Annotated in this window: 20 protein-coding genes; 4 read left to right on the top strand and 16 right to left on the bottom strand. The window is 44.5% G+C overall.

All coding sequences use genetic code 11. The features are described from left to right. Positions 1-84 precede the first annotated feature (84 nt). The 3 genes from IGI72_RS04995 to IGI72_RS04985 form a co-directional block, all read right to left on the bottom strand. Positions 85-1353, bottom strand: a complete 1269-nt coding sequence (locus IGI72_RS04995) for a dicarboxylate/amino acid:cation symporter (RefSeq protein ID WP_074932367.1) — start codon at positions 1351-1353, stop codon at positions 85-87. 18 nt (positions 1354-1371) lie between these two features. Further along, positions 1372-2622 (bottom strand): MFS transporter, encoded by a 1251-nt coding sequence (locus tag IGI72_RS04990; protein ID WP_005225368.1) that lies wholly within the window; start codon positions 2620-2622, stop codon positions 1372-1374. 151 nt (positions 2623-2773) lie between these two features. After that, positions 2774-3988, bottom strand: a complete 1215-nt coding sequence (locus IGI72_RS04985; protein WP_005225367.1) for a pyridoxal-phosphate-dependent aminotransferase family protein — start codon at positions 3986-3988, stop codon at positions 2774-2776. 130 nt (positions 3989-4118) lie between these two features. On the opposite strand from IGI72_RS04985, the gene IGI72_RS04980 reads away from it, so the two are divergent. Further along, positions 4119-5750 carry a PucR family transcriptional regulator gene (locus IGI72_RS04980; RefSeq protein WP_060791737.1) on the top strand — a complete coding sequence of 544 codons (1632 nt, stop codon included), beginning with the start codon at positions 4119-4121 and terminating at the stop codon, positions 5748-5750. A gap of 30 nt (positions 5751-5780) precedes the next feature. Here IGI72_RS04980 and arcC read toward each other — a convergent pair whose 3' ends face one another. The 7 genes from arcC to allC are packed head-to-tail and all read right to left on the bottom strand — an operon-like array spanning position 5781 to position 13749. After that, entirely contained in the window at positions 5781-6716 is a 936-nt protein-coding gene (arcC, locus tag IGI72_RS04975) for a carbamate kinase (protein ID WP_194194823.1), read from the bottom strand. Beyond that, on the bottom strand, positions 6689-7552 hold the full coding sequence (locus IGI72_RS04970; protein ID WP_005225364.1) for a DUF2877 domain-containing protein: 864 nt from the start codon (positions 7550-7552) through the stop codon (positions 6689-6691). The genes arcC and IGI72_RS04970 overlap by 28 nt, the downstream gene beginning before the upstream one ends. A gap of 38 nt (positions 7553-7590) precedes the next feature. Beyond that, entirely contained in the window at positions 7591-8853 is a 1263-nt protein-coding gene (locus IGI72_RS04965; protein WP_005234461.1) for a DUF1116 domain-containing protein, read from the bottom strand. 12 nt (positions 8854-8865) lie between these two features. After that, positions 8866-10620, bottom strand: a complete 1755-nt coding sequence (gene fdrA, locus IGI72_RS04960) for an acyl-CoA synthetase FdrA (protein WP_375353979.1) — start codon at positions 10618-10620, stop codon at positions 8866-8868. Positions 10621-10628: 8 nt separating this feature from the next. After that, positions 10629-11705, bottom strand: coding sequence for an ureidoglycolate dehydrogenase (gene allD, locus IGI72_RS04955; protein ID WP_213356958.1), 1077 nt, complete (start codon positions 11703-11705; stop codon positions 10629-10631). Between the two features lie 13 nt (positions 11706-11718). Then, positions 11719-12504, bottom strand: coding sequence for a (S)-ureidoglycine aminohydrolase (gene allE / locus IGI72_RS04950; RefSeq protein ID WP_005225360.1), 786 nt, complete (start codon positions 12502-12504; stop codon positions 11719-11721). Between the two features lie 15 nt (positions 12505-12519). Then, entirely contained in the window at positions 12520-13749 is a 1230-nt protein-coding gene (gene allC / locus IGI72_RS04945) for an allantoate deiminase (RefSeq protein WP_223597438.1), read from the bottom strand. A 169-nt stretch (positions 13750-13918) separates the two neighbouring features. Between allC and IGI72_RS04940 the strand changes: the two genes are divergently transcribed. Continuing rightward, entirely contained in the window at positions 13919-14782 is an 864-nt protein-coding gene (locus IGI72_RS04940) for an alpha/beta hydrolase (protein WP_375353977.1), read from the top strand. Positions 14783-15060: 278 nt separating this feature from the next. On the opposite strand, the gene fucO is transcribed toward IGI72_RS04940, so the two are convergent. From fucO to rhaB, 4 genes are all read right to left on the bottom strand, one after another. Next, positions 15061-16212, bottom strand: a complete 1152-nt coding sequence (fucO, locus tag IGI72_RS04935) for a lactaldehyde reductase (protein ID WP_142972809.1) — start codon at positions 16210-16212, stop codon at positions 15061-15063. Positions 16213-16296: 84 nt separating this feature from the next. Continuing rightward, positions 16297-17121 (bottom strand): rhamnulose-1-phosphate aldolase, encoded by an 825-nt coding sequence (gene rhaD, locus IGI72_RS04930; protein ID WP_005234418.1) that lies wholly within the window; start codon positions 17119-17121, stop codon positions 16297-16299. A 7-nt stretch (positions 17122-17128) separates the two neighbouring features. Continuing rightward, on the bottom strand, positions 17129-18382 hold the full coding sequence (gene rhaA, locus IGI72_RS04925; RefSeq protein WP_115232019.1) for an L-rhamnose isomerase: 1254 nt from the start codon (positions 18380-18382) through the stop codon (positions 17129-17131). Beyond that, the gene (gene rhaB, locus IGI72_RS04920) at positions 18379-19794 is read right to left on the bottom strand and encodes a rhamnulokinase (RefSeq protein WP_375354786.1); all 1416 of its coding nucleotides are present in this window, start codon (positions 19792-19794) and stop codon (positions 18379-18381) included. The genes rhaA and rhaB overlap by 4 nt, the downstream gene beginning before the upstream one ends. A gap of 199 nt (positions 19795-19993) precedes the next feature. Here rhaB and IGI72_RS04915 point away from each other — a divergent pair, with 199 nt between their 5' ends. After that, positions 19994-20875 carry an AraC family transcriptional regulator gene (locus IGI72_RS04915; protein WP_005225353.1) on the top strand — a complete coding sequence of 294 codons (882 nt, stop codon included), beginning with the start codon at positions 19994-19996 and terminating at the stop codon, positions 20873-20875. 57 nt (positions 20876-20932) lie between these two features. Here IGI72_RS04915 and IGI72_RS04910 read toward each other — a convergent pair whose 3' ends face one another. Next, positions 20933-22747, bottom strand: a complete 1815-nt coding sequence (locus IGI72_RS04910) for a beta-glucoside-specific PTS transporter subunit IIABC (protein ID WP_375353974.1) — start codon at positions 22745-22747, stop codon at positions 20933-20935. Then, positions 22744-25401: a glycosyl hydrolase gene (locus tag IGI72_RS04905; RefSeq protein ID WP_375353972.1), complete on the bottom strand. Its 2658-nt coding sequence runs from the start codon at positions 25399-25401 to the stop codon at positions 22744-22746. Before IGI72_RS04905 ends, IGI72_RS04910 begins: the two co-directional genes overlap by 4 nt. A 152-nt stretch (positions 25402-25553) precedes the next feature. On the opposite strand from IGI72_RS04905, the gene IGI72_RS04900 reads away from it, so the two are divergent. After that, positions 25554-26522: an AraC family transcriptional regulator gene (locus tag IGI72_RS04900; protein WP_005225350.1), complete on the top strand. Its 969-nt coding sequence runs from the start codon at positions 25554-25556 to the stop codon at positions 26520-26522. Positions 26523-26554: the final 32 nt, after the last annotated feature.

The following is a 26554-nucleotide window of genomic DNA, read 5'->3' as shown; positions in this document are numbered from 1 at the left end:
CAGGAAGCTTCTTTCGTCTATCAACGAATCAATCGTAGCACGTTTTCAAAAAAGAGTAAAGTTTTATCACAAGAATGATTGGTCTTATACGCCATCGGTGATTTTTTCTGCTAATTTGACCGAGGCTTTTTCACCATTGAAGACTGCATGATCCAGTTCTCCTTCATCATGAGCAACGATCAACGCCACCGTGACGTCAGGGTCAACATTCAAGAGGGTCCGAAACATCCCAGAAAACCAATCGATCCCAGCCAGTAAGGCGATGCTTTCATTAGGCAGTCCTAACATAGGTAAAACCGTAGCCAGTGTGACTAATCCGCCGCCTGGAACGACGATCGTTCCCAAGCATGCCAACGAGGACAACAAGACCACTTGCAAAAGATCTCCCCAGCTCAATTGGATCTGGTACGCCTGAGCAACGGTTACGATTGCCAGGGCTAAAAATAAGGAGAGCCCATTGCTATTTAAGGTCATGCCCAGAGGCATCACGAGCTTATTGATTCGATCACTGATCCCAAATCGCTCTTTGCCATCTTCCATTTGAAACGGCAATGAAACAGCAGAGGAGGTGGTCGTAAAGGAAACCACCGAGAGGCGCCACATGTTCTTTATCAAACGAAACAAGGAAACTTTGCAATAGAGCGACGTCAAGAGAAACCAAAGAAACAAAAAGAGCAAAGATGCTGCTGCTAACGTCAATAAAAAACTGGCTAACATTCCCAACACACGAATACCGGTATCTTCTACTAAGGAAGCAACCAGGCCGAAAATCCCGATCGGCGCCAACTTCATGATCATGCTGACCATTTTTATCAAAATATTATTAAAACTACTGATCATATCTAGAAACAGCTGATTCTTTTTTTCATGCTTGATCAAGCTCAAGGCAAGGCCAAAGAAGAGCGAAAAAATAATCACTTGGATCATATTCTGCTCCACCATGGCTTGAATAATGTTCAGTGGAACAAAGTTTAAGATGACTTCTTCCATGCTGCTGGTACTTAATGCGGTTTCTGTACTTTGCAGCAGGGACTGATCAAGGCCTGCGCCAGGCTTGAGAATCAAGGCGAACAAGAGACCGAAAATAGCGGCGACGAGGGTCGATCCAGTAAACCAAAGGAAGACTTTCCCGCCGATCCCACCTAATTCTTTTGGATCAAGTCCCCCCACCGCTTCAATCACCGAGCCCATGACCAGTACGACCACAGACATTTGAATCAGCCGCAAGAAGAAGTCCCCGACTAGCTGCATTTGATCACCTAACCCGGGAAAGGAAACGCCCCAAAAAATCCCCAATACCGTTGCAATCATGATTTGGTTGGTCAAACTGATTTTTAAGGATCGTTTTTTCATCTGTTTTGCCTCACTTTTCTACTTCGCTGTTTTCTTAGAGTTTACAGTCAAGAATAAGAATGTACCACCGATCAACAAAATAATTGCGATATAAAAGCCCATTACTTTTGACCCTGTTGCATCCGAGATCGATCCGGTCAATGTTGGTGCGATAACGGAAGACATCATGCCGAAAAAGTTGAAGACCCCTAATGTCGTACCGACCCCAACTTTGGGTGCATTTTCCCCTAGCCAAGAAATGATGATTGGTTCAACCGCTAATTTTCCAAGGAACCCGTACAAGATCAACGCGATCATTAAGAAGGTCGAATTTGTCGCTTGCACCGTTACTAATAACATCAACGCCGCCAATACTTCTAAGATAACGATAAAGGTTACTTTTTTATGCATGTATTTGTCTGCCAAGCGGCTAAAGAACAATGCCCCAGGAATGGAAGCAAATGCTACCAATGAAGAAGAGAAACCGATCGCGACTCCTTGGAAGCCTCGTTCTGTTCCTAAGAAGTTTGGTAGCCAAGTAACCGTCATATAGTAGGCATAACACGTCGCAAAATATAACACATAAGTAAAGAGCATCCGCAGTGAGAACAAGGTCGAAAGGGAAACTTTTTCTTTCGGCTGATCCGTTGTTTCTTCTTCAGCTGCTGCTTGGCTCTCCAAGAAAGCCACGTCTTCTTTGTTGCTGCGGATCACCAATGCAAAAGCGATCGTCATACAAACGATCAAGAAAGCGGATAAATACATCATTGTTTGCCAAGGCATGTTCATCTGAATAACGATAAAGCTTGATAAGATCATCCCAAACCCTGAACCAACGGCAGAACCACTATTGACGATCGCTGTTGAGAAGCTCTTCTTTTCTTTCGGAATGTTCTGTGAGGTCAAAGAATACGCTGAACCGTAAAATGACCCACAGCCGATCCCTGCTAAAAAGCTACCGGTATAGATCATGGAGATTGAAGAGGCTTGTGAAATCAGTAAAGCTGCCAGTGCAAATACTACGAATCCTGGAAGCAGAACTGTTTTCTTCCCAATCTTATCCACCAAAAAGCCGGCAGGAATCTGCATGATCACATAGCCGAAAAAGTAAAAGCTGGCAATCGATCCTAATGCTGTATCAGAAATATTGCCGCCAAGTGACTCATTGATTTGCGGATAGACTGGCGATAATGCAGCGCGATAAATCCAGATAGTGACCCAGCCTGAACACATTAAGATAATAATTTGTTTCCAGTAGGCAAGCCCACCACGTTCTTTATTGATTTCCATTTTTTTCCCTCCATCAGTTACACAAGTAAAGTTTGTGAAGCACGCCAACGAAAGCGCTTTAAGATAGTCTTAGTGTACGTTTTTTTGCCGACGATTGCATTTGTCATTTTTCACAAAGCGCTTTCAGTCGTTGTGCATTTGTGCTAAAAATTTAAGTCGTTTTTTGGTAGTAATTTAACGCAGCGATGAGTGCTTTGCCAGCAGAAATTGGTGCTTGCTGGTACAATAGTGCCCCTTCTAACGCGGCTAGGACATGTAAAATATTTTCTTTGCGGCTGCTGTAGCCCATATTTCCAATCCGCCAGATTTTTCCTTTTAGATCACCAAATGAACTAGCAATCTCTACACCAAAGGAGTGAAGCATCTCTTCTCGGACAGCTTCGCCATCAACCCCTTCTGGAATAAAGATAGGGGTAACTGTCGGCATTTTGGTTGCTTTTTCGCCATAAATCGACAGCCCCATTGCTTCCAGTCCAGCGACCAACGCGCCTTCATTCGTCAAATGACGTTGATAGGCTGCATCGAGACCTTCATTTAGCAGCATCCGTAATCCTTCATGAAGCGCATAGATCATACTCGTCGCTTCTGTGTGATGGTTGATTCGCTCTGTGTTCCAGTAGCGTTGCAGTTGACTCAAATCCAGGTAATTGCTCATAATGTGCCGCTTGTTTCGATCCGTTTTACTCAAGCCTAATTCTTTTTGGTAACGGGCATTAAGGACGGCTTCGACTCGCTCGTTGTAGGTCACTAATGAAAGACCAGACGGCACACTTAAACACTTCTGTGTACCGGCAATCGCTAAATCGACACACCAATCATCGACTGACAGGGCCACGCCACCATAAGTCGCCACCATGTCAACGACAAAGAAAATATCTTTTGCGCGACAATACTGCCCGATTTCTGCCAACGGCTGCATTTGCCCATTGGCGGTTTCCCCGTGGACCATCGCCACGATCTTGGGTTGAAATGCGTCGATTTCTTTGATGACCTCTGCGGGTGCAAAAGGAGCTGTCCACTCTTTTTCTACATATTTGACTTGTGCTTGGGCACGTTCACAGATTTCTCCCAGTAAGAAAGCAAAGCGCCCATAGGCTGGGATCAAGACTTTGTCCCCTGGTTCGATCAAAGCGATCAGCGCCGCTTCTAAACCAGCTCGGGAAGTCCCGTCAATGGCAAATGCCTCTTTGTTTTTGGTTCCAAACGGTTGTTTGATCATTTCTTTGACCTCATCCATGATCGCCAAAAAATTCGGATCAAACTGCCCCAAAATGCGATTGGTCATTGCTTGTAGAACAGCTGGATGGGCTTCTACAGGCCCAGGTGTCATGATCGTACGTTGTGCGATCGTTAACTCTTTATACATCTTTTTCCCTCATTTCTCTTTTTGATTTCACTGTCCAACGCCTTGTCAACGTTTCCAAGTTTGTTGTACAATAAAGCTAAAAAAGGACATGTTTTTGTTTATTTTGTTCAATTCCAAAAGGAGTTTCTCTATGAAGTTAGTTGCTGAATTGCTTGCTATACCACGCTTTTCCAATTTGCGTTTATTGACAGATCCCCTGACTGCGGAAATTCCCGTCGACAGTATCGAAATCACCGAGACCCCCGATATCGCCCACTATATTCCTGAGCATACCTTTATCTTAAGCACGGCGATGGTTTATAAAGATAATCAAGGAGCGCTTCTAGAGCTGATCGATTCTCTTGTAGCCAAAAATGCCGCCGGATTAGGCATCAAGATCGGTCGTTTTTTAGATGTCATCGATCCTGAAGTGATCGCCTACGCCGATAGCTTGGGTTTCCCCATCGTAGAAGTACCTGCCACGATGCCGCTGGGTCGTTTGATGCACCAGCTTTTGAATTTATTGTGGAACACCAAAACCGAGCAGCTGAGCTATGCCTTAGACATTCAAAAACGGTTCTCTGCTTCCTTGATGAAGGATGTCAGCATCGCTCGCTTTATCGCTGATTTTGGCCAAATGGTCAATACACCGATCATTTTGTTGAATCCTTTTAAACAAGTGATTGCCCACTCCAAGCATTTCACCCGCATGTCAAAACCCGCGGAGTATTACATCCATCAATTAGGACAAACGAAAGGGGTTTTTACTGGTGAAAAAAGCGGGGCGATCCCTATCAAAGATCTTCATGAAAAAACGTCACAAATTTCTTATTATGCTATTGAAACCTCCACTTATTTCCCCCATTATTTAGTCATTTTGAATCCTGAGGCGATTCCTTATCCTGTCTCGGATTTTGCGCTGGAACAAGCAGCCTTGGTCTTGTCGTTTATGCTTTACAAGAACCAAAAAGTGCAAGAATCTTTTGAAGATTTAAAAAGTGACTTTTTAACACGGATGATCGAATACCAGCAATCCACCAAGCAAGAACAAAAGGATTGGTTAGATCTCGGAAAGACTTACGGTTTGGTCAAAGCCCGCCATTATCGTGTCATCTATGGTGCCTGTGAACCAACCAAAGAAACCAAAGGCAAAGACAAATACCTAAAAGAAGAAAGTGACTTGGTCTATCAGTGGTTTAGTGAACAACTGCCTTATCGCATCAAAGATGTTTGTCTCTTTCGCTTAAAGGGCAGCAATCACTTTGCGATTTTCGTGCAGCACAAGTGTGATGCCTTAGAAGACCATTTGATCGAGACCGCCAATGCTTTGACCAATCGGTTGCCATTTCGAATGGCCTTTGGGGTAGGGAGTGTCTGTGAAAGTATCAATGATTTAGCCAGCTCCTACATCGAAGCAAAAACTGCTTATGAAGAACGAAGAGGCCAACATGATTCGTCCATCGTCTCTTTCTACCATCAACGGGGAATGCGGAGTCTCTTTGAAAAAATGAGTCCTGAAGATATCCATTATTTCTGCCGTACGATTCTTAAAGAATTGGCGTTTCCGCAAGAAGATGCCACCATCGAATTGCGCAAAACCTTACGGGCTTACTTGGATTATCAATGTGAGATCACCCGCACCGCCAAAGCCTTGTTCGTTCATCGCAACACGATCAAATACCGCATCGAACAGTGTCAAAAGCTACTAGGAAAAAACGTGCATGATCCTAGCATCAGCCTGGATCTGCGTTTAGCCCTTGAGCTGTCCGAAGAAGGCGACTAATAGGCGAATCAAGCAGTTGGATCGCTGGTGTTACCCAGCGATCCTTGTGCCTGCTTCACCTAATAATGCTAAGTCCGCTTCTTCCAATGAGCAGATGATTGCTGTCTTTCCTTGTTTGGCAAATGCAATCGCCGCTTCCATTTTCGGCCCCATACTGCCTTCTGCAAAATGCCCCGCATCAAAATATGCTTGCGCTTCACTTACGGATAAGCCCGTTAATTTTTCTTGTTTCGGTGTTCCATAATTGATATAAACGTTGTTGACGTCGGTCAGCATCATAAATACATCGGCATCCACTTGTTCTGCCAGTTTTTTCCCAGTTCGATCTTTATCGATGACTGCTTCGATCCCTTTCAAGCCTTCCGCTTGTTTTACGACTGGAATCCCACCGCCGCCACCAGCGATCACGATGGTATTTTGATTCAATAAATGAACCATTGATTCCACGCCGTGGATCGTCACAGGTTGTGGAGATGGCACGACGCGACGGTACCCACGTCCAGCATCTTCTTCCATCACCCAATGTTTTTCCTCAGCCATCGTTTTTGCTTCTTCTTCTGAGTAGAACAAGCCGATCGGCTTCGTTGGCTTTTCAAACGCGGGATCATCCGCTGCCACTTCCACTTGGGTCAATAAGGTCACGACATTGCTGGTCAGTTCTTCTTGCTCGATTTTATTTTTGATGCTTTGCTCCATTAAATAACCGATAAAGCCTTGTGACTCTGCATTGCAGACATCCAGTGGAAAAGGCGGCACGACTTCTTTGGCTTCTTCATTTTGTCGTAAAATATTGCCGACTTGCGGACCATTGCCGTGCGTCACGACGATTTGATGGTCAAGCTTCTCGATTTTAGCGATCTGTTCCGCACTTAACTGGATATTTGCAAGCTGTGTTTCTACGGTCGCTGGTTGATTCGGTTTTAAAATTGCATTGCCCCCTAGAGCGATGACCACTCGTTTTGCCATATGAATTCCTCATTTCTATTGTTTTGAAATTGATCGATACTGCGAGCAAACCCTGCCAAAAAGTCAGCCCCCGAGGTATGACCGATCGCTAGTATCTCTTTGATTACTTGGGAAAAAGCCACTGAATCGGTACACTTGGTCAAGGATAATGCCGATTGATTGAATGCGCCTGTCAGTGCATGCAGAAGATAGTGTTTACTGACGTCAGTCGTTAAATCATTGACTGTCAACAGCCTTCTTTGTAGATAAGCCACCAAGCGGGTATCTTCTTGCCCCATCACTCGGCGAGCCAGTAAATGACCAACTAGCATATCATCGCCTGTGGGGGTCAATCCGACACCCCGTCCGACTAAATAAGCGACTGCTTGCCGTTGTTCCTTAAATGAAGGCGTGCATAGCTGATCGATTGCGTCATAAAACGGATGATTGCTGCGGATGGTTGCTGAAACAGCTTCTTGAATCCCCGTCTTTTCCGTGACGTTTTGAAGGATTGACCAAAACAGTTCTCGATCAAATGGGACTGTGCCAGCCGGAACGGTCGTTGTAAATTTGGCTGCCTTTTGAAAAGACAGACGATGATGCGGAAAATGGACCACCCGTTGCTGAACCAAAAGAGTGGTACCAGCAACTAAGCCTGTCGCCAACGCTGCATAATCGTCGGCAGCTAAAATCATCCCTTTGGGCACGCGAGCCGCTTGTTTGGAGACACAGATCAGCTGATCCTGACGAGGATCTTGTAGATTGAAACTATGCTGAAACACACTGTGAACGAGCCAGTTGCCATTGATAAATGCGGGTTCAAATAAAGCTTGGTCGATCCATTTTGCCTGTATCATCGCTCGATTGCTCCTTTTTCACGTTTTCAGTCCCTGATTTATTCTTCAAATCCTAATTTTTTTGCATAAGCCAAGACAGCTTTTTCAAAGCAATCCATTGGTGGTGTCACTGTCCCGGCACCAATTTGTCCTCGTCCAGCTTGTTTGTTGGCGATCCCTGTATTGATCACCGGTAAGATCCCTGTTTCCACGACTTTCCGAGCATCGATCCCTAAACAGATCCCTTTGAAGTCCCATGTAGGAACGGGAAAATTCGGATTGGTATCAATGGAGATCTCTAACATCTCATTGCTGGTTTTCAACGCATCGTGAAATCCACCAGAACCAACGAAGCGTGTCACAGCTGGGGCAGCAATCATTGCCATTCCCCCAACACCAAAGGTTTCCGTAATGGCACTGTCGCCCATATCTGGAGAGGCATCTTCTTCACTGAATCCTGAGAAATACAGCCCTTTTGGTGTATTGACAGGACCAGTAAACCACTCATCTCCCATGCCAGAAATACGGATACCGAATTCATGCCCGTTGCGACACATTGCGGTCACAACCGTTCCTTCTTCAATCGTCCGGGCGCCATCAAGCACCGCTTTTGAAGAAGCCATCATGATATTCAAGAAGAACTGATCCGTGTCTGCTAGAAACTGAATGACTTCTGGTTTTTCTTTTTCAAATCCTTCCAGAGTAACGATCGCTGGTGCTACTTCTTTTAAGAACGCCAACGAAGCAGCGATATTCCGTTGATGGAACTCATCCCCCATGGCGATTGCTTTTGCGACTAAAACATTGATGTTCAAGCCATCGGGTTTTGTTTGTAGTGCAGCACTTAAAACTGGTGCTAACGTATTTTTCATCCAATGCAAGCGATCAATGACTTCTTGAGAATAGGCGCCAAATCGTAAAACTGCCCCGATCCCTTCGTTCATCGTACAATACGCTCGGTTGCCATCGGTTTTGTTTTCCACTACGAGCACTGGCATATTGGCAGAGGTGATGCCCCCCATTGGGCCAACCGCTTGCACGTGGTGACAAGGAATCAGTTGAACTTCCCCAGATGCTAATAAATGACGTACCTCTTCTTCCGTTTCGCCCCAGCCTTCAAAAAGCCCCGCACCAACACAAGCACCTTGAATCGGATCAATCATCTGGTCGTAGCGGATCGGTGGTCCTGCATGCAATAGGACTTTTCCTTCACCTAACTCTGGAATGACACTGACTGCTGGAACGACATCCAGCAAAAAAGGCGAACCGGCAACGATCTTGGCAATAACGGCTTGGTTTGCTTCTTCAATAGTTTCGTACACGATAACTTCCTCCTACTCTGATAGTGACACTTGTGCTAAGAAACGTAAGGCTTTTTGTAACGTTACGTTTCCACCAGCAATTGGCTGCCAGTCATATTGAACGACTTGACCGTGATGCGCCTGGATCGCTTCCGCAAAGCTACGCAACCCTACATTGATGAACGCGTCATTCGCTAACAATTCGCGGCTCTTTTCAGATGGCTCTGGCAACGCATCGGCAGTTGTCACTGCTTTTGGCAACAGCTTACGACTAATTGGTGAAAACGGGTGACCGAGCATTGCTAAAGCTTGTTTGACTGCTTGGGCATTGCTTTGACACAAAATCACGCCAGCTGCGGTTAAAATCTCTGCTTGCTCGTTGCTGTCTTGGGGGTCTAAATCAGTTCCGACGATCGTAGCGATCACCGCTAACTCCCGGCCAGCTGCTTGCGCTGCTTCCTTCAACGATTTGATGGTCGGTGCCAATTCACTCGCCATATCTTGATGAGAGCCGTACCCTAAAACGATATCTAACAAAATCACTGCCGTTTCAGGATCTTCTCCGGCTTGTTTCAACAGTTCGATCCGCTTTGTTGGGTCGATCATCGGATGGGGCTTGCCTTGCGTATAAATGTCATCACCTAAATCGATGATCTCATGGCCAGCTGCTTTTAAGATATACCCTTCCTGATGGGCATCTTCTTGTTCTAGATTTAATCCTGCTTTGACCAGCATCGCTGCTTCGTACGCCAATGTTCCGCCAGAATAGTAAGCTTTGATTTTTTGCTGTTCAGGTCCAAAAGCGGCAGCTGCCGTTTCCTCTTTTACTGGCTCTAATCCAATCTGTTCTTGACGTAGCAGCTGCACGGCTAATTGAGCCGCTTCTTCCAGCGTGTAAGCTCGGTAAAGATTTTCTTCGTGATCCGTTGGTTCTTCCCCAAGAAAAATCGTGACTGCAGGTTTTGTTCCTCTTCTTAATAATGCCAATACTTCATCTCGGACACGTGGTGCAGGTGGTTTGGAGATCACCACGATCACCTCCGTATCAGGATCATGTTCCAAGGCAAGAATGCTGTCTTTCATGGTGATCCCACCGACGGCTTCTTTGAGATCTCGTCCACCGGTTCCGATGGCTTGTGTCACACCGGCACCCAATTTATGAATGATGGTGGTGACTTCTTGGATGCCCGTACCCGAAGCGCCGACAACACCGATTTTCCCTTTACGGACGGCATTCGTGAAGGCTACTGGTATCCCATTGAGAATCCCTGTGCCACAATCTGGTCCCATTAAAAGAAGTCCTTGTTCATGAGCCATTTTCTTTAGCCGAACTTCCTCTTCCAATGAAACATTATCACTGAAACAAAAAACATGTTTGCCCGCTGCTAATGCGGTTTCAATTTCTGGTGCTGCCATAGTACCAGGAATCGATAAGACAGCGACCTTCGCATCTTTTCCAAGATCTAAGGCTTTTTCCCAAGTTTTGACGCTTTGGGTTTCTTCTCCTGCGCTATCGCTTTGGTCCGATAAGAAGGCATCGATTTCTGACAGGACTGTTTCGATGATTTCTTGCTCTTCAATGTCTAAAACGAGCACCATATCGTTGGAGGTCGCATTGTTCATCTCCTCGGTATAAAGACCACCCGTCTTGAAGATATCCTTATTGGCAGGTGTACCCATCATGACCGAAGCGTTGTTGATCCCTTCGATCGTCAGTAAACGATTGGTCAAAAGCATTAAAACAATGGAATCTTGGTAATTGTTTTTTTGAATAATAGTGTGTAACATGGGTCTCCTCACTTTCCTGTTCCTGTCTGTGCAAAGGCATCTGACCCAGAATACTGGTCAAAATGAACCGTGTCGCTAATGAGATAGCGATAAATGTTCTTTTCGATAGGAATGCCTTCTGCCATATATTTTTCATAGGTTAGTTGATTGATCTCGCCTGGATAATAGACTTGCTGGAACTGTTCAGCAGCCGGTATGGCGTGTAGCTCTTCGATCATCGTTTCGACTGACTCTTTAAATGTGTCTAAGTCAGTGAAGCGTTGAGGATCGATCAGCAAAATAAACTGCCCTAAGTCGCGACCTTTCGTCAGATCGTTGTACATAGAGGAAACATGCTTGCCAAAAGGCAGCCCAAGGAGCATTCCAGACAAGATATCCACCATCATCATCAACCCAAAGCCTTTTGGTCCTGAGATTGGCAATAACCCATGAACATGATGAGGATTCGTCGTTGGCTTGCCATGGGCATCAACGGCCCATGTTGCTGGAATCTCTTTATCTTTGGAACGAGCATCTAAAATTTTGCCCCACGCTTGGACTGTCGTTGCCATATCAAAAACCACCGGCGCACCATGCTTTCGCGGTGCCGCAAAGGCAATCGGATTGGTACCAAAATAATTTTCTTTGCCGCCAAAAGGAACCACCATTGAATCCGATTGGCACATAGATAATGCAATCAAGTCAGCTTCTGCGGCTTTTTTGACATAATAGGATAGTGCCCCACTATGACTCGTTTTCCGCACACCAACCGCCGCGATCCCAGAACGTTTGGCCATCTCAATGGCATGCTTTGTCGCTTCTAATACGACGACCTGCCCTGCGCCATTTTGCCCGTGAACGATCCCGCTGCTCGGTCCAGTCTCTTCAAACGTGATCTGCGGGGTGCGATTCATCCCACCTTTAGCGATCCGCTCTGCGTAATAGTCTACCCGCACAGCCCCGTGAGAGTGGATCCCGCTGGCATCGGCAAAGACCAAATGCTCTGCAACGATGGCTGCGTGCGCTTCAGACAAACCAGCAGCCGCTAATTTGTTTTGGATCAATTGCTGTAACTCTTGTGACTGTACAATAACCGTTTCTTCCATCTTCTAAACTCCTTTAAATTTCCGGATCGCGGTTGCAATCTTTGGAATAAATATAGGTCAATGGTTCGTCACGACCAACACCATAGGCCGCTTGCTGTACATAGGCACTCATGAAAATGTAGTCGCCTTTTTCCACTGGGAACCACTCATTATCTAAGTTATACATCCCTTTACCTGACAGTAAGTACGCTCCATGTTCTTGGTAGTGGGTCTCAATGTAGCCATGACTTGCCCCTGGTTCAAAGGAAAGGATATGGATATTCATGTCAAAGCCCAGCTCTTTTGGCAAGAAATCCCAAAGTAGGACGTCTGCCATCCCTTCGTATTGGATCGGTGTCAACTCTGAAAGATTCCCCACTACTTTGTAGGCTTGGTGATTTTCAAGTGGTTGGTAACGTTTCTTATACAAGAACACTTCTGTCGCTTCTTCTTGGAGATTTTTCATATACAGTTTTTCTCCAGCAGGCAGATAGATATAGCCTCCGTCCGTCAATGTATGGGTTTCTTTGCCATCACTTACTTCCAGTTTGCCCGAGATGACATACAAGAAACTCTCGATCTCTGGACCGCCGAAGCCCAATTGGTTGGCGCCATCTTTTTTGAATGAAATGATGTAATCGACAAAAGACGCCCCTAATTTTGGTGTGCCGAGTATCGAACATTCACAGTTTTCGAAGCCTGGAATGACATTATTCACTAGCCCATCATGCGGCAAGATCGCAAAATTATTTTTTCTAATGACTGCTCGTGATTGCAGCAATCCATCTAAATAGCCCGTATTATTATTTTTATATCCCATGTGTGTCCCTGCTTTCTATTCTTTGTATGCTAGCTCGTAAAGGGAAGCTGCTAAAACTTCAACCCCAGCTACTAAATCTTCGATAGTCGTTGCTTCGGCTGGGTTGTGGCTAATCCCATCAATACTTGGTACAAACAGCATCGCAGTTGGAAAATGTGGTGCAATGATTTGGGAATCATGCCCCGCCCCACTATGCATGACTTTGTAACGTTTACCGGTTTGCTTCACCGCTTGTTCCACCGTGGCAACGATCGTCTCGTCCATCGGCACAGGGCGTTCATCCATCCATAGATCCATCTCCACTGTCAGTTCGTGCTCTTTGGCGATCGCTTGAATGATCTGTTCTGCTTCAGCAGTAAAGGCATCCAATAGCTGCCCATCGGTATGGCGACAATCCATCGTAAACAACACTTCACCAGGAACCACGTTGACCGTATTCGGTTTTGGCTCAACTTTACCGAATGTCACTACTAATGGATCCCCAAGCTCTAAGCCACGGTCGATCACTGCGGCACACATTTTGGCAAAACCATACACAGCATCTTGGCGATAGCCCATCGGTGTGGTTCCTGCATGATTGGCTTGTCCTTTTAAAACAAAGGTGTAGCGCTTTTGACCAGCGATACTATTGACGACACCGATCTGCAAATTTTCTTTTTCTAAAACACTGCCTTGTTCGATATGGATTTCCACGAAGGCTTTGATGTCTGATCGAACCGGTTCTTGTGGGTCGCGAAAATCAAAGCCTTGGCGTTGCATCTCTGCCACGAAGCGATTGCCTTCAAAATCTGCGATCGCTTCAACATCGGCTTTTTTGGCTTCTCCGACAAAGTTTTTGCTTCCCCAAAAAACGGTTGGAAAGCGACTGCCTTCTTCTTCTGCCATTGAGATGACTTCCAAGGAGCGTAAAGGTTGCCCATAGGTCTCTTTTAAATACTTGATTGCTAAAGCAGCAGCAACGACCCCGTATTGACCGTCTAATGTGCCACCGTTGACGACGGTATCGATATGTGACCCTGAAAGAATCGTTTCTTCTGGATACTGGCTGCCTTCCATTCTGCCGAAGAGATTGCCGACTGCATCATAGGACGTCGTTAAGCCAGTTTCTTTTAATTGTTTTTCTACAAATGATTGCGCTTCTTTCCATGAATCGGTATAAAGCAGTCTAGTCATTCCTCCAGTTGGATCACTCCCAATCTGAGATAGTGCATCGATCATTGCCGCTACTTCTTTTTTCAACTCCATTGTTCTGCCTCCTTTGATTTATACGGTTATTGTAAGCGTGTTACTGAAGGACATCATTGTTCACTTTCGACAAAACCGTTTCTATTTTTAGTCATAACGCTGTTTTTTAAACCGCTTCCTTCTCCTATACTCTTCCTTATACTATCGAAGAAGAGAAAGGAAGAAAACAATGGTTTATCCTAAAAATGCCTTTGCGCAAACAGAAAAAATCCAATTTGACACCTATGGCACTTTGCCGTTAGAAGTGACGATCCTAAAAGCAGCGCAGCCTCGGATCAGCCTTTTGTATTTTCATGGTGGTGGCTTCCTCTATGGTCAGCGGGAAGACCTTCCGCAGGATTATGTCCACCAATTGCTGGCTGCCGGTGTTAGCCTTTACCTGTTCGATTATCCACTGGCTCCCGAAGTAGCACTACACGATATCTACCTTCATGCCAAAAAGGCAGTGGCGTGGTTTTTGGCCGAAGGCTGGCAGTTCAGCGGCGTTGGTACAAATGAGTACGTTTTGTTCGGTCGCTCCGCCGGCGGTTTTTTAGCGACCTTACTGACCGCACGCACAAAGCACTCGGAGCAAAAGGGCTTGATCCGATTTTACGGTTACCAAGAGTTGTTTTGTAAAGAATTTTTGCAGCCGGCACGCTTTTACACACAATTTCCGAAAGTCCCACCACTCGCCGCTGAAGCCATGAGCAAAAGCCAACCCATCACCCACGGCACGTTAGAAAAACGATTCCCTTTGTACCTTTCCGCCCGTCAATATGGCAACTGGCAGCGTTATTTAGGGAATCGGGAACAGCTAGCAGCCTTGGCGATTCCTGCTGCCGCTTACCAAGACTTTCCTCCTTGCTTTGTCGTTCATTGCAAAAAAGATCCAGATGTTCCCTTCAGCGCATCCCAAGCTTTCGCTGCACAAGTCCCCCATGCCAAAACACTTTGGCTCGACTTAGATCAGCATGACTTTGATCGGACACCAAATGCGATCGCTGATGAGTACTATCGAGAGATGATTGGGTGGCTGACTGACCAATTCTGAAACTCTCAGCTCTTGATAGGTGATGATTTTGAAGCGATCGGTACGCTGTGATCTTGCGTACAGCAAAAAAGTGACCATTAGAGAACCAACTCTAATGATCACTTTTTTTGATTTGATTACTAGTATATGGGCACAACGATTTCTTCAAAAATCTAACGCTTTGCCTCGCAATTTTACTGAAGTCTTCAGAATAAAACAGCAACTGATCAGCAGATCGTTGTTAAGGGAAACTTGCAGAAGTATCGTTCATTTCTTCGAATTTCGTACCTTTAACAAGATTACATCAACGAACGATAAAGCTCAATAATCTCTTCTAAAGTTGTATCCCGCGGGTTGCCTGGTGTGCAGACATCGTTCAAGGCATCTTTGGCGATGGCTGGGATATCTTCTTCTTTGACGCCTAATTCAGAAATGGTCGCTGGAATGCCCACATCTTTGCTTAACTGATCGATTGCTTGGCAAGCAGCATCGCGGACGTCTTCAAGTGACATCGTTTCTGCCCCCTCAATGCCTAAAACGATCGCGATCTCACGGTATTTTTCACCCGTAAAGTCTTTGTTGTATTTCATGATGGTTGGCAACAAGGACGCGCACGCTACTCCGTGAGGAATGTTGTACCAAGCGGACAATGGATGGGCCATGCCGTGGACTAAGCCCAAGCCGACGTTTGAAAAGCCCATACCGGCAATGTATTGTCCTAACGCCATCGCTTCTCGTCCTGCTTGATCGCCATTCACGGAATCTCGCAATGAGCGGCCGATGATCTCGATTGCTTTGATGTGCAGCATATCAGTCATTTCCCATGCGCCTTTGGTGATGAAGCCTTCGATGGCGTGGGTCATGGCATCCATTCCCGTTGCGGCTGCCAAGCTCTTAGGCATCCCCATCATCATATCGCTGTCCACAAAGGCTACCAGAGGAATATCGTGAGGATCTACACAAACAAATTTCCGATGATTTTCTTCATCTGTAATCACATAGTTGATCGTTACTTCGGCTGCAGTCCCAGAAGTTGTCGGTACCGCTAAAATCGGCAAACATGGATGTTTCGTGTCTGCCACGCCTTCCAAACTAATCACATCAGAAAATTCAGGATTCGTAGCAATGATCGCGACCGCTTTTGCCGTATCGATCGGTGAACCACCGCCAATCGCAATGATACAATCGGCTTGTGCTTCTTTGACAAACGCTAAGCCGTCTTTGACATTTTGGATCGTTGGGTTCGGCACGATCCCATCATATAACGCATAATCGACACCTGCTTCATCCAATAATTTCGTCACTTTGGTCGCAACTTCAAATTTCACCAAATCTTTGTCGGTGATCACTGCTGCTTTTTTAAACCCTCGTGCCTTGAATTCGGTCGGTACGTTCTCGATCGCTCCTTTTCCAAAATACGATGTTTCATTCAAAATCATTCTATTTGCCATTCTTCCTACCTCCATTTGTTTGTTTATTCACAATATATTTTAAATAGAAAAGACTGAAAGCCTTTTCCATTCTTCTACCATTGATTATACCTCAAGATAGCCTGCTCGGGGAGTGACTTTGAAAGCGTCAGCCAATTTTTTCAGATTTTCATCTGTAATGGTTTGTAAAATTGGGCCTTGCGCTTTGACATAGGTGTACACTTCCGCAGCTTTCTCTGCCGTTTCAATCAAGCCAAAGACTTCGTCCATATCTTTGCCAGCGCCATAGATGCCATGTTGTGGCCAAAGAACCAAACGGGTCTCTTTCATTTTAGCAGCCGTTGCTTCGCCGATCTCATTCGTTCCTGGGACCATCCAAGGAATGATGGAAACACCTTCTGGGAAGACCACCAAGCACTCCGTACACATTTGCCACAAGGTCCGCGTGAAACTGCGTTCATCCAACTCATGGGTAAAACTCATGGCTAAAAGATGCGATGCGTGGTTATGCATGATGATTCGGTTTTCTGGATCGACCGACAAGCGTGCGATATGACTCATGAAATGACTTGGCAGTTCACTCGTTGGCACCGCACCATTTTCCAAGCCCCAAAGCAATTCCAATGTTTGCCCATCTTCTTTGACTCGGATCACACCAAGGTTTTCCGCTGGATGTGCCGCTACATTTTTAAAGTATTTTCCTGAACCTGTCACGATAAAGTACTTGCCAGCTAGTGCCGTGGCATCAAAAATCATGGGAATTTCCCGCAAGACGCTTTGCGGATCGATGAAAGGCAAGATCTCTTCTTCTGTTAATAAGTAAGAAATATTGCCGCCGTTGCGCTCATCCCACCCTAAACGGTAAAGATTTGCTGTCGTTTCCATCATTTCTTGTACAAAATTCGCTTGTAAAATATCAATCTTTTTCATCGTTCTCCTACTTTCTGGCTTTTAAGACGGTTTCTTCATAGGCTTTCACTTCTGATAGCCAATCCAGACCTGCTGGTACCCCTTGGCTTTCACAGAAGTAATTCCAAACATCTGCATACGGATAGTCTTTTAATTCTTCCGTCATGGCTAAACGAGTGGTGAAATCACCTGACAATTCGATTGCTTTTAGTTCTTCGATCGGTTCTAGCATCGCTTTTAGCAACGCTTTTTGAGTATTGCGCGTCCCGATCACCCACGCAGCGACCCGATTGATCGTCGCATCAAAGAAATCTAACCCAATGTTGGTTTTTGGCAATAAGTCATTGCGAACCAATTCGCGGCCAATCTCTTGCAATTCATCGTCCATGATCACGACATGATCACTATCCCAGCGTACAGGACGGCTGACATGCAGCAAAATGCCTTTGCTGAATAGTGCCAATGAAGACAGTTTATTGGAGATCACTTCGGTTGGATGGAAATGTCCAGCATCCAAACAAATCAATTTATCGCGCGTCAAGCCATAGCCCATATAAAATTCATGAGAGCCGACGGTGTAGGCTTCGGCACCAAGACCAAACAACTTGCTTTCCACGGCATCTACCGTGTATTCCGCTGGCAATTCTTCAGCAAAAATCTCATCTAATGCTGTCATCAAGCGTTCCCGTGGTGTAAAACGATCGATCGGGTTGTCTTTGTAGCCATCTGGCACCCAGAAATTATTGACACAGACTTGCCCAGTTTCTTTCCCCATATAGGCAGCGATTTGACGAGAACGTTTGCCGTGTTCGATCCAGAACTGACGAACTTCTTCATCTGGTGAAGCAAGGGTAAAGCCATCTTTGAACATGGGATGTGAGAAAAAGGTTGGATTGAAGTCTAAACCTAAGCCTTGTTCTTTCGCCCAAGCGACCCATTTTTCAAAATGCTTCGGCTCCAATTCATTTAGATCCACTGCTTCCTCGGTGTCTAAATAGATGGCGTGAAGATTCAATTTGTGTTTTCCAGGAATCAAAGAGTAGGCTTTTTCTAAATCTTGGCGCAACTCCTCTGGGGTATGGGCAGCACCAGGATAATTCCCCGTTACAGAGATCCCACCAGATAATGCTTCATCACTCAAAAATCCTTGGACATCGTCCCCTTGCCAAACATGCATCGAGATTTTCACATTGGCTAATTTTTTCAAAACCGCATCCGTGTCGACACCTAATTTGGCATATGCTGTCTTAGCTTCTTCATAACGCTGTTGAATCGTTGTCATTTTTTTCCTACTCCTTCTATAAAACGTTGATAGTTGCTTAAAATCTTGTGATCAAAAGGCTGTGGTTCATGAACACTGCAAGGAAATGAGTGTTTGACCGCACGGCGTGCTTCAGCCAGCGACGTGAAGATGCCAGCACTCATCATCTGCATTAAAAGATTACCGATCGCCGTTGCTTCACTTGGGCCAGCTTCGATCGTCAGCTGCGCAGCATCAGCCGTCAGTTGATTTAAAAAGCGATTGTTGGAACCGCCCCCCACGATATGCAGTTTTTGCAGCTTGCTCGTCGTACCTGTCAGCTGTTCCAGCTTTTGCAATTCACTGGCATAGCAAAGCGCTAAGTTATCATACACACAGCGAGCCAGTTCCCCTGCGGTTTCTGGAACTTTCTGCTGGGTTTCTCGACAATACGCTTGCAGTTCAGTAATCATGTTTTCTGGATTCAAAAAACGAGGATCATTGACATCGACAAACTGTTGAAAAGCAGGTGTTGCTTGCGCCAATTCCGCCAATTCTGCATAGGAATATTGATAGTCTTGCTGCCGAGCCACTTCTTGGATCAGCCACATGCCCATGATGTTTTTTAAAAAGCGAATCGTGTTGTGGGCACCCCATTCGTTCGTATAATTTTCATTAAAGGCGGCAAGGGAAACATTGGGTACTTTGGTTTCGATCCCCAGCAATGACCAAGTCCCGCTGCTGATGTAGCCCCAATCTGACCCCTCTCCAGGTGTACCGATGATCGCTGATGCCGTATCATGACTAGCGACAGTGACAAAGGTCGCTTGTGGCAAATCATAGGCTGGAAACTTCTGTGTTTGCAGTGTGCCTAAAACCGTTCCAGCATCAACCAATGGTGGGAATAGGCCTTCTGTTACGCCGATCTCAGCTAACAATTCTGCATCCCATGTTTGGGTGTTGGCATTTAGAAGCTGCATCGTCGAAGCATTGGTTTTTTCCGTGACCATCTTGCCAGTAAAAACGTAGCCCAAGTAGTCTGGAATCAGCAGCAGCTTGTCGGCTTTTTGCAGCAGTTGCGCTTCTTCTGCGGCTAACTGAAAAATCGTGTTGAAGGGCTGCAGCTGAATGCCTGTTTTCTCATACAGTTTTTGCAAAGAATAGCGCTGACCAAAAGCTGCGATCGCATCATTGGTGCGACTATCTCGATAAGCGACTGGGTCGCCTAAACGTTCGCCTGCTTGATCGATCAAACAGTAATCCACTGCCCAGGTGTCGATTCCGACGAAGCAGTCATTGATACCTGCTTGTTTCACTTTTTGCAGTCCTACTAAAATCTCTTGGATCAAATAATCGATCGCCCAACGGTCAAAGCCTTCATGAGGACGAAAGCCGTTTTTAAAGCGATGGATCTCTTCTAAAGTGATCTGCTCATTTTCCCAACGGCTCAGCATCAGACGACCGCTTGATGCACCGATATCGATTGCGATAAATGTGTTCACTGGTCTCCACCTTTCATTATCTTGTTTAAAAATAAATCGATTACAATTCACTGATTCATTCTTGTTGACTCAATTTTAGCTTGACAATCAACGAGTTTCATCACACAATTTTGATAAAGACTTGCACAATCTTGGTAAAAAGGAGGATTCGATGGATTACTGGGAAAAAGCCAACCACTCATGGTCAACTGATTCACTGCGTTACATCAATACTTCAACCCAAAAGCAGCGTGAACTTTTCTATTACATTCAAGAGATCGGCTATTTCAAAGCCAGCAAACCTTACTTTACAGAACGAGAGAACCTGCCTTCTTATTTGATCAAATATACATTGTCCGGCTGCGGTGAATTGCGCTACAAAGGAAAAAGCTATCAATTGAAAGCAGGTGATGTGTTTTTTATCGACTGTCTAGACTATCAATACTACCGTACCGTTAGTCAAGAGCCCTGGGAAATGGACTGGATCCATCTATATGGCGCCAACGTCGCAGCGTTTTATGAGGAATTCCTCAAAAATGGCAGTCCAGTTTTTCACACCAATCCTGCCAGCAGCCGCCAAAATCCGATCCATTTGGTCTTACAAGATTTATTGATGTTACAGCCAGAACCAAATGCGAAAACTGCCTTCCAAAGCTCTGTTTTGATTCATCAGTTGCTCAATGAACTGCTCCTGCAAAAATATCATCTCGACTTTTCGGATAGTGAAATCCCGCCTTATATTTTGCAGATTCGTGACCAGCTAGAAGAAGATTTCCGTCAAGGGATCACCTTGGAATCTTTGGAGGAAAGGTATCATATCAATAAGTATCAAATCGTCAAGGAGTTTTCCAAATATATGGGCTTGCCCCCCATCGAGTACCAGATTAGCAAACGCATCTCTTATTCGAAAGACCTTTTGCGCTATTCTCGGCTTTCCATCAAAGAGATCTCATTGGCGATCGGCATCGAAAACACCGCCTATTTCAGCCGTTTATTCAAGAAAAAAGTCGGCATTTCACCTAGTGATTATCGACAGACGGAGAATGGACGGTAAAAAAGAAACATGAAATCATTCACTGATTTCATGTTTCTTTTCATTGAATCTAACGTTTTAGTTGGCAACAATAAGAGACTCTTTTTCATTCGTGATTTTCTCAAATGCTGACGCATTCGTTACCACAACTGGCGTAATGGTCGCATATCCCTCTGTTTGGATAGCTGCGAGATCGGCTTTTATCAGCGGTTGTCCCTTTTTGATTGTTTGATTTGCTTCAACAAGGGGCGTAAAGTGCCTTCCCTCTAGCTCTACGGTGTCAACACCGATATGGATCAAAAGTTCGACGCCTTGATCACTGGTCAAGCCGATCGCATGCTTTGTCGGAAATAAAGCAGTGACCACGCCATCAAAAGGGGCATAAAAGGTATTTGATTCCGGTTTGACAGCTTTACCTTGCCCCATCAAGCCTTCTGAAAAAACTTTGTCAGGAACCTCAGTTAAGGGAACGACTTCTCCTTGAACGACTTCATGAAAATTGATTTTTGTATTCACTGCTTCTTTTGATTTAATTGTTTTACTTTTTTCAGGTTCTACAATCCCCCAAAAATAAGTGATTAGAAATGCCGTAACAAGCCCTACTACCTGCGAAGCGATCCCACCATAAAATCCACCATCGATTCCTGCTGGATTGATGATCAAAGGAATACCCAATAATCCCGAACCACCAAAAGAATACTGCACTGTCTGCATAAATCCTGCAATAACACCACCTAAACTTCCACCGATAACAGCAGCGATCAGAGGACGCTTATAAGGAAGTAATACTCCGTACAATGCTGGTTCGCTGACACCAATCAGGGTTGTCAGACCTGTTGAATATGCGAGTGCTTTCGTTTTATCATTTTTCGTTCGTAGACCAACCGCCACGACAGCTCCAGCCATTGCCATTTGGTTCGCTAGGAGCAGACCCATCACAGGATCGAATCCTTGCATCGCCATGTTGTTAAGAAAAATCGGAATGAATGCCCAATGCAATCCGAACATGACCATCAAGATCCATGGTCCCCCAATCACCAGCCCACCCAAAACCGGACTGAATTGATAAACATTATTTACAAGCGTTGCCAGTAGACTGGATAAGTTGGATATAATTGGACCAACCACCAGCAAGGCAAGGGGGACAGAAACTAGCAACACGATAAGAGGCTGTACCATGAATCGCAAATCCTTCAACGGCCATTTCTGAACGAAACCATTGATTTTGGCTGCCACCCAGACAGCAATGATTGCAGGAAAAACGGAAGAAGTATAGTCCATCATATTCACGGGAATCGACAAAAAGGTCAAACTACCTTCTGTCGCATACGGGAGCAAAGTAGGATAGATCAACGATGCCCCGATCAACATTCCGACATAGCTGTTTAATTTAAAATAATTTGCCGCCGAAGCACCTAATAAGATTGGCATGAAATAAAAGAAAGCATTAGACAATGCGTACAAAACGATATAGGTTCCCGATGTTTCTGACAAAATACCTGCTACTGATAAAATCGTCAAGATTCCTTTGATCGTTCCTGACGCAGCCATCGCGCCTAATGCTGGCGTGAAAATCCCTGAAATTGTGGTCGTAAATTGATCAAAAAGAGACTTTTTTGTTTTTTCACGAGTATTGTCCTCTTTTAGTTCGCCAACTTGTTGCAAGACCGTATCATAGACATCGTTCACGCGATTTCCTAAGACGATCTGGTACTGTCCGCCCTGTTCAACGACTGAAATCACTCCGTCAAGACTAGCAATCGTCTCCTTATTTGGGATATCGGTATCATGCAATACAAAACGCAGACGTGTGACGCAATGGGTCACCGATTCGATATTGGCTTTTCCACCAATTTCCTTCAAAATATCTGCTGCCAACTGCTGGTTGTTCATTTTTGCTCCTCCTCAATAAAAAGTTTGATTTCGCCAGTGATTCCCAAAGGTTCGAACAGGACAAACTGCGAAAGATAATCCCTCATACTGCGACCTAAATTATTGATCACTTCAATCTGGATCGAATTGTTCGTTTCTTGAAGCAGGTCCGTCAACTCAAATGTATACGGTGTACTGATTCTTGTGCCTACACAATGACCGTTCACTGAAACAGTCACAACTTCTGAAGCATCTTCAATACTTAATAAAACCTCTCCTACTGCTTTAGGGAAGTCCACGGTATAAGTGATTTTCCCGCTAAACCGACTGAAATCATCACCGACACCCAGTAAAGGCAGTGACGAATATTGTTTTTGACAGGCAACTGCTGCTTGCTCTTTCCCGATTCCTTCGAAAGTGACTTGCCATGGCTGATCGTTTAGATGAACTTCTTTCATTGGTTTGCTTCTTTCAATACGCAATGGTTGTTTCGAGGTAGCTTCAAAAAGAATCATACTCTCTGCTGGTGCTAAATAAATCTCATAGCTGCCATTTTTATATGACACAGGTTTCAGTTTATTTTCTACTGGATCGTATTGAGCTAATGGCTTCTCAGCAGGAAAAACAGCCTGAAACTGCATCGATTCATTGTCATTTTCATTGAAAAGCATGAACACCTCATCTGTTTGCTGCTGATAATGATAGTACCGCAAATACGGTAGAGCTTTTGACGTGTCTAAACGATCCCGTACCTTCAAGCCAGTATTATCAGTAAGTGCTCTGAGCGTCGTTACTTCTGTCAGACGAGCGAGAAGCCGCAGCTCATGGGTAAGCAGAGTTTGTTCAAGGGATTCTTTCACCATTTCCTCAATAAAAATAATTTGAATACCAGATTCTGCGAGAGCTGTCAGCTTTTTGATCAATGGATCAGGCATTCGCTCAGTATATGGAATGACTAGTGTTTGAAAGGCGTGCTCATTGATGACAAACGTTTGATCCGTAAATTGTGCATCAAGCATCATATCAACCGAAACGATTTCAAATTCGTATTGATGTTCCATCAGTTCACGAGCAACTTTTTGAATCGGCATATAAGCGCCTGCCCACTCCGCTTCAGCATGGTACAGCACAGCAATATCCGCTTGATGTTTCCCATCACTAAATAGATAACTCAAACGATTCATATACGTCATCAGCTGTTTGAAGCCCTCAAATTGTGGATTATGGCCTTGCGCATAAAAATGTGGCGGACAATCGGCATCAGGAAAGTCATTCATTGAAAAGGCATGAGGGACAAAATGATTGACCCCTCGCACCAACATGTGATCGGTTAGCCATTTCATCAGTTTGGTTCCTTCTGACCAACCATATGCGCCGAATACTTCGCACATCGTTCGACCTTGTTTCGCAGGGTCTAAGTTTCCTAAAGACGCCCCCATTTTTCCTAATGCGTAATGGAAAAATTCGCCATCCCAGCCAGTAGATGTCATGGCTTCAAAGTATCCGTCATTTTGTTGCGGCATCAATTGATGCAAAACGACATCGATTCCTGCCATCGATTGTCCTTTCATCGATTGAAAGAAGTGACCCGCCCCATAACCTAAACGTGTATGGGCATTGTTATCCTCAATCACATGTCCGATATAGTCGACCTTATGTTCACGACACCAGCGTCCGATCCGCTGAGAAAAATGTTGACTATATAGCTCAGAAACCAACGACATATAATTGTAACGAATCTTCGCCGCCTGTTTTGATTCACCACGATAGAGAGCCGGCAACAGCCCTCGCAGCTCAGTTTCAGATATTGCTAGCTGGTTTGCTAACAAAGTCAACAAATCATACCGCCATGGCAATGGCATATCTACTTTTCCAAGGACTGCATCAGGACCCTTGATATTCCCAAACCGCGGTTCATCTGAGAAAAATCCTTGAATCGTTGTGCCAAATTTCTCTCCAAAGTGTCGATAATGACTTTGATAAACTGTTTCCAGCAAAATATCTGTTGCTTCTGGTACCAAAGGATTCAAGTACCCTTGTGTCGAAGCTTCCCCTCCTTCTTGTGTCGTGTAAAAGACAAAGATACTCCACTCTCCTTCAGGAATAGACCAATACAATGTCTCATCAATCATTGAGTCTGTAAGGTCGATCCACTCCTCCTCACTGATCTGCTTAAATCCAGTTTTCTTGACCGCAACGGCGCTGATGATTTCAGCTGAAAAAAATGACTTGCCACTCTCCTTAACCGTTTCCCCTTCTGAATTCAAAATATTCGGTCTTTCTGCATTAAAACACCAATCCAACATAATTCCAGCATTCTTTTTGGGACCTACAAAATCAAATTGTCGGAAATTCAAAAATTCTTTCTGCAAGTGACGATGATTCTTTTCAATTTCCCCTGCGGCATAGCCTGTTGGAAAGTGTTTATCATCCAAAATCCAAAGTGTCATCTGTCTTTTTTCACACTCTTCAATGATGATCGCCAACTCATCCCACCATTGTGCTTTCAAAAATTCTTCATGGGGGCGTGATTCGATACAGACAGATCGGATGCCTGCTTCATAAATTTTACTGATGTAAGTTTGAATCGTTTCCTTATCTTCTCCATGCATCCATAAAAACGGAAAAACATGATTATCATATTTTTCGTTCAATAAATTCGTTATCTTTTTCATACAAATTCCTCTTTCTTTCTCATTCAACTTCATTTAAAATCATAATAAATACGCTTACAAATGTATCATAAGCAATTCTTTAGCTTGAAACAATGTCATACGCTTTGTAGATAATTATCATATTTTTAGATTTACGAAAGGAGGAGATCGTAATGACAACCGAAGAAATGGAAGCAAAACTTTTTCAGTTATCTGAACGAGAATGCTATCACAGAGACCATCCAAACCACCTTTCTGACTATTATCAACAGCTGGAAAAAGTGACGATCAATGGCCGACAAGTTTACTTATTCGATAATCTGATGGAAGAACAAGAAAACTTTACTCTGGTAAAGCAAAGCCGCTTCAGTCCAGTTCCTTATCATAACCACAGTTTTATCGAGTTAAATTATATCTACTCAGGAACATGCACCCAATTGATCGATGATCAGAAAGTTACGCTGACAAAAGGACAAATTTGTCTGATTGATACCGGAATTCCCCATTCGATTGAAATGACCGGTGAAGAAGATGTTTTGATCAATCTTTTGATCAAGCGGGATTATTTCGCTCAATTGATCAGTCGGGAACAGTTTAATGAAGGGGTCGTGCTTGATTTTGTTCTGACTGCATTGTCAGACAAGCACGCGCATGACCAATATATTGTCTTTAAGAACAATAAAGATGATCGGATCCATGCTGTGATTCAAGAAATGCTGAAAGAAACTTATGAAAAAGCCATTGGTAGTAAACGAATCATCAGCAATCTGATCGCCATTCTTTTCACTTTTCTCGTGCGCGAGTTCGACTATCAGACCAACAAGCAAGAAGCGGCAAAAAAACAGCATATTCTAGCAATCTTGACCTATATCGAAGAGAATTTTCAAACCGTTACCTTACCAAAACTCGCCACCCTTTTTAACTATTCCCCTTCCTATCTAAGTGCATTGATCAAACGAGAAACTAGTAAAAATTTGACCGAATTGATTATCGAAAAGAAATTGAATCTCGCCCACAATTTAATTGCTTCCTCCACCAAACCAATCACCCAATGCGCGGCTGAAGCAGGTTTCACCAATATCACTTTTTTCTATAAGAAATACAAAATTTATTATGGGCATACACCGAAAAAGAAGAAATGATCCTATTACGCTACTTGAAAAAAAAGAAGCCG

It is taken from the genome of Enterococcus sp. DIV1059_2 (assembly GCF_051713685.1).
Taxonomy (GTDB): Bacteria; Bacillota; Bacilli; order Lactobacillales; family Enterococcaceae; genus Enterococcus_D; species Enterococcus_D casseliflavus.
The sequence above is the reverse complement of the archived record's forward strand: the minus strand, read 5'-3'. Positions and strand labels throughout refer to the sequence as shown.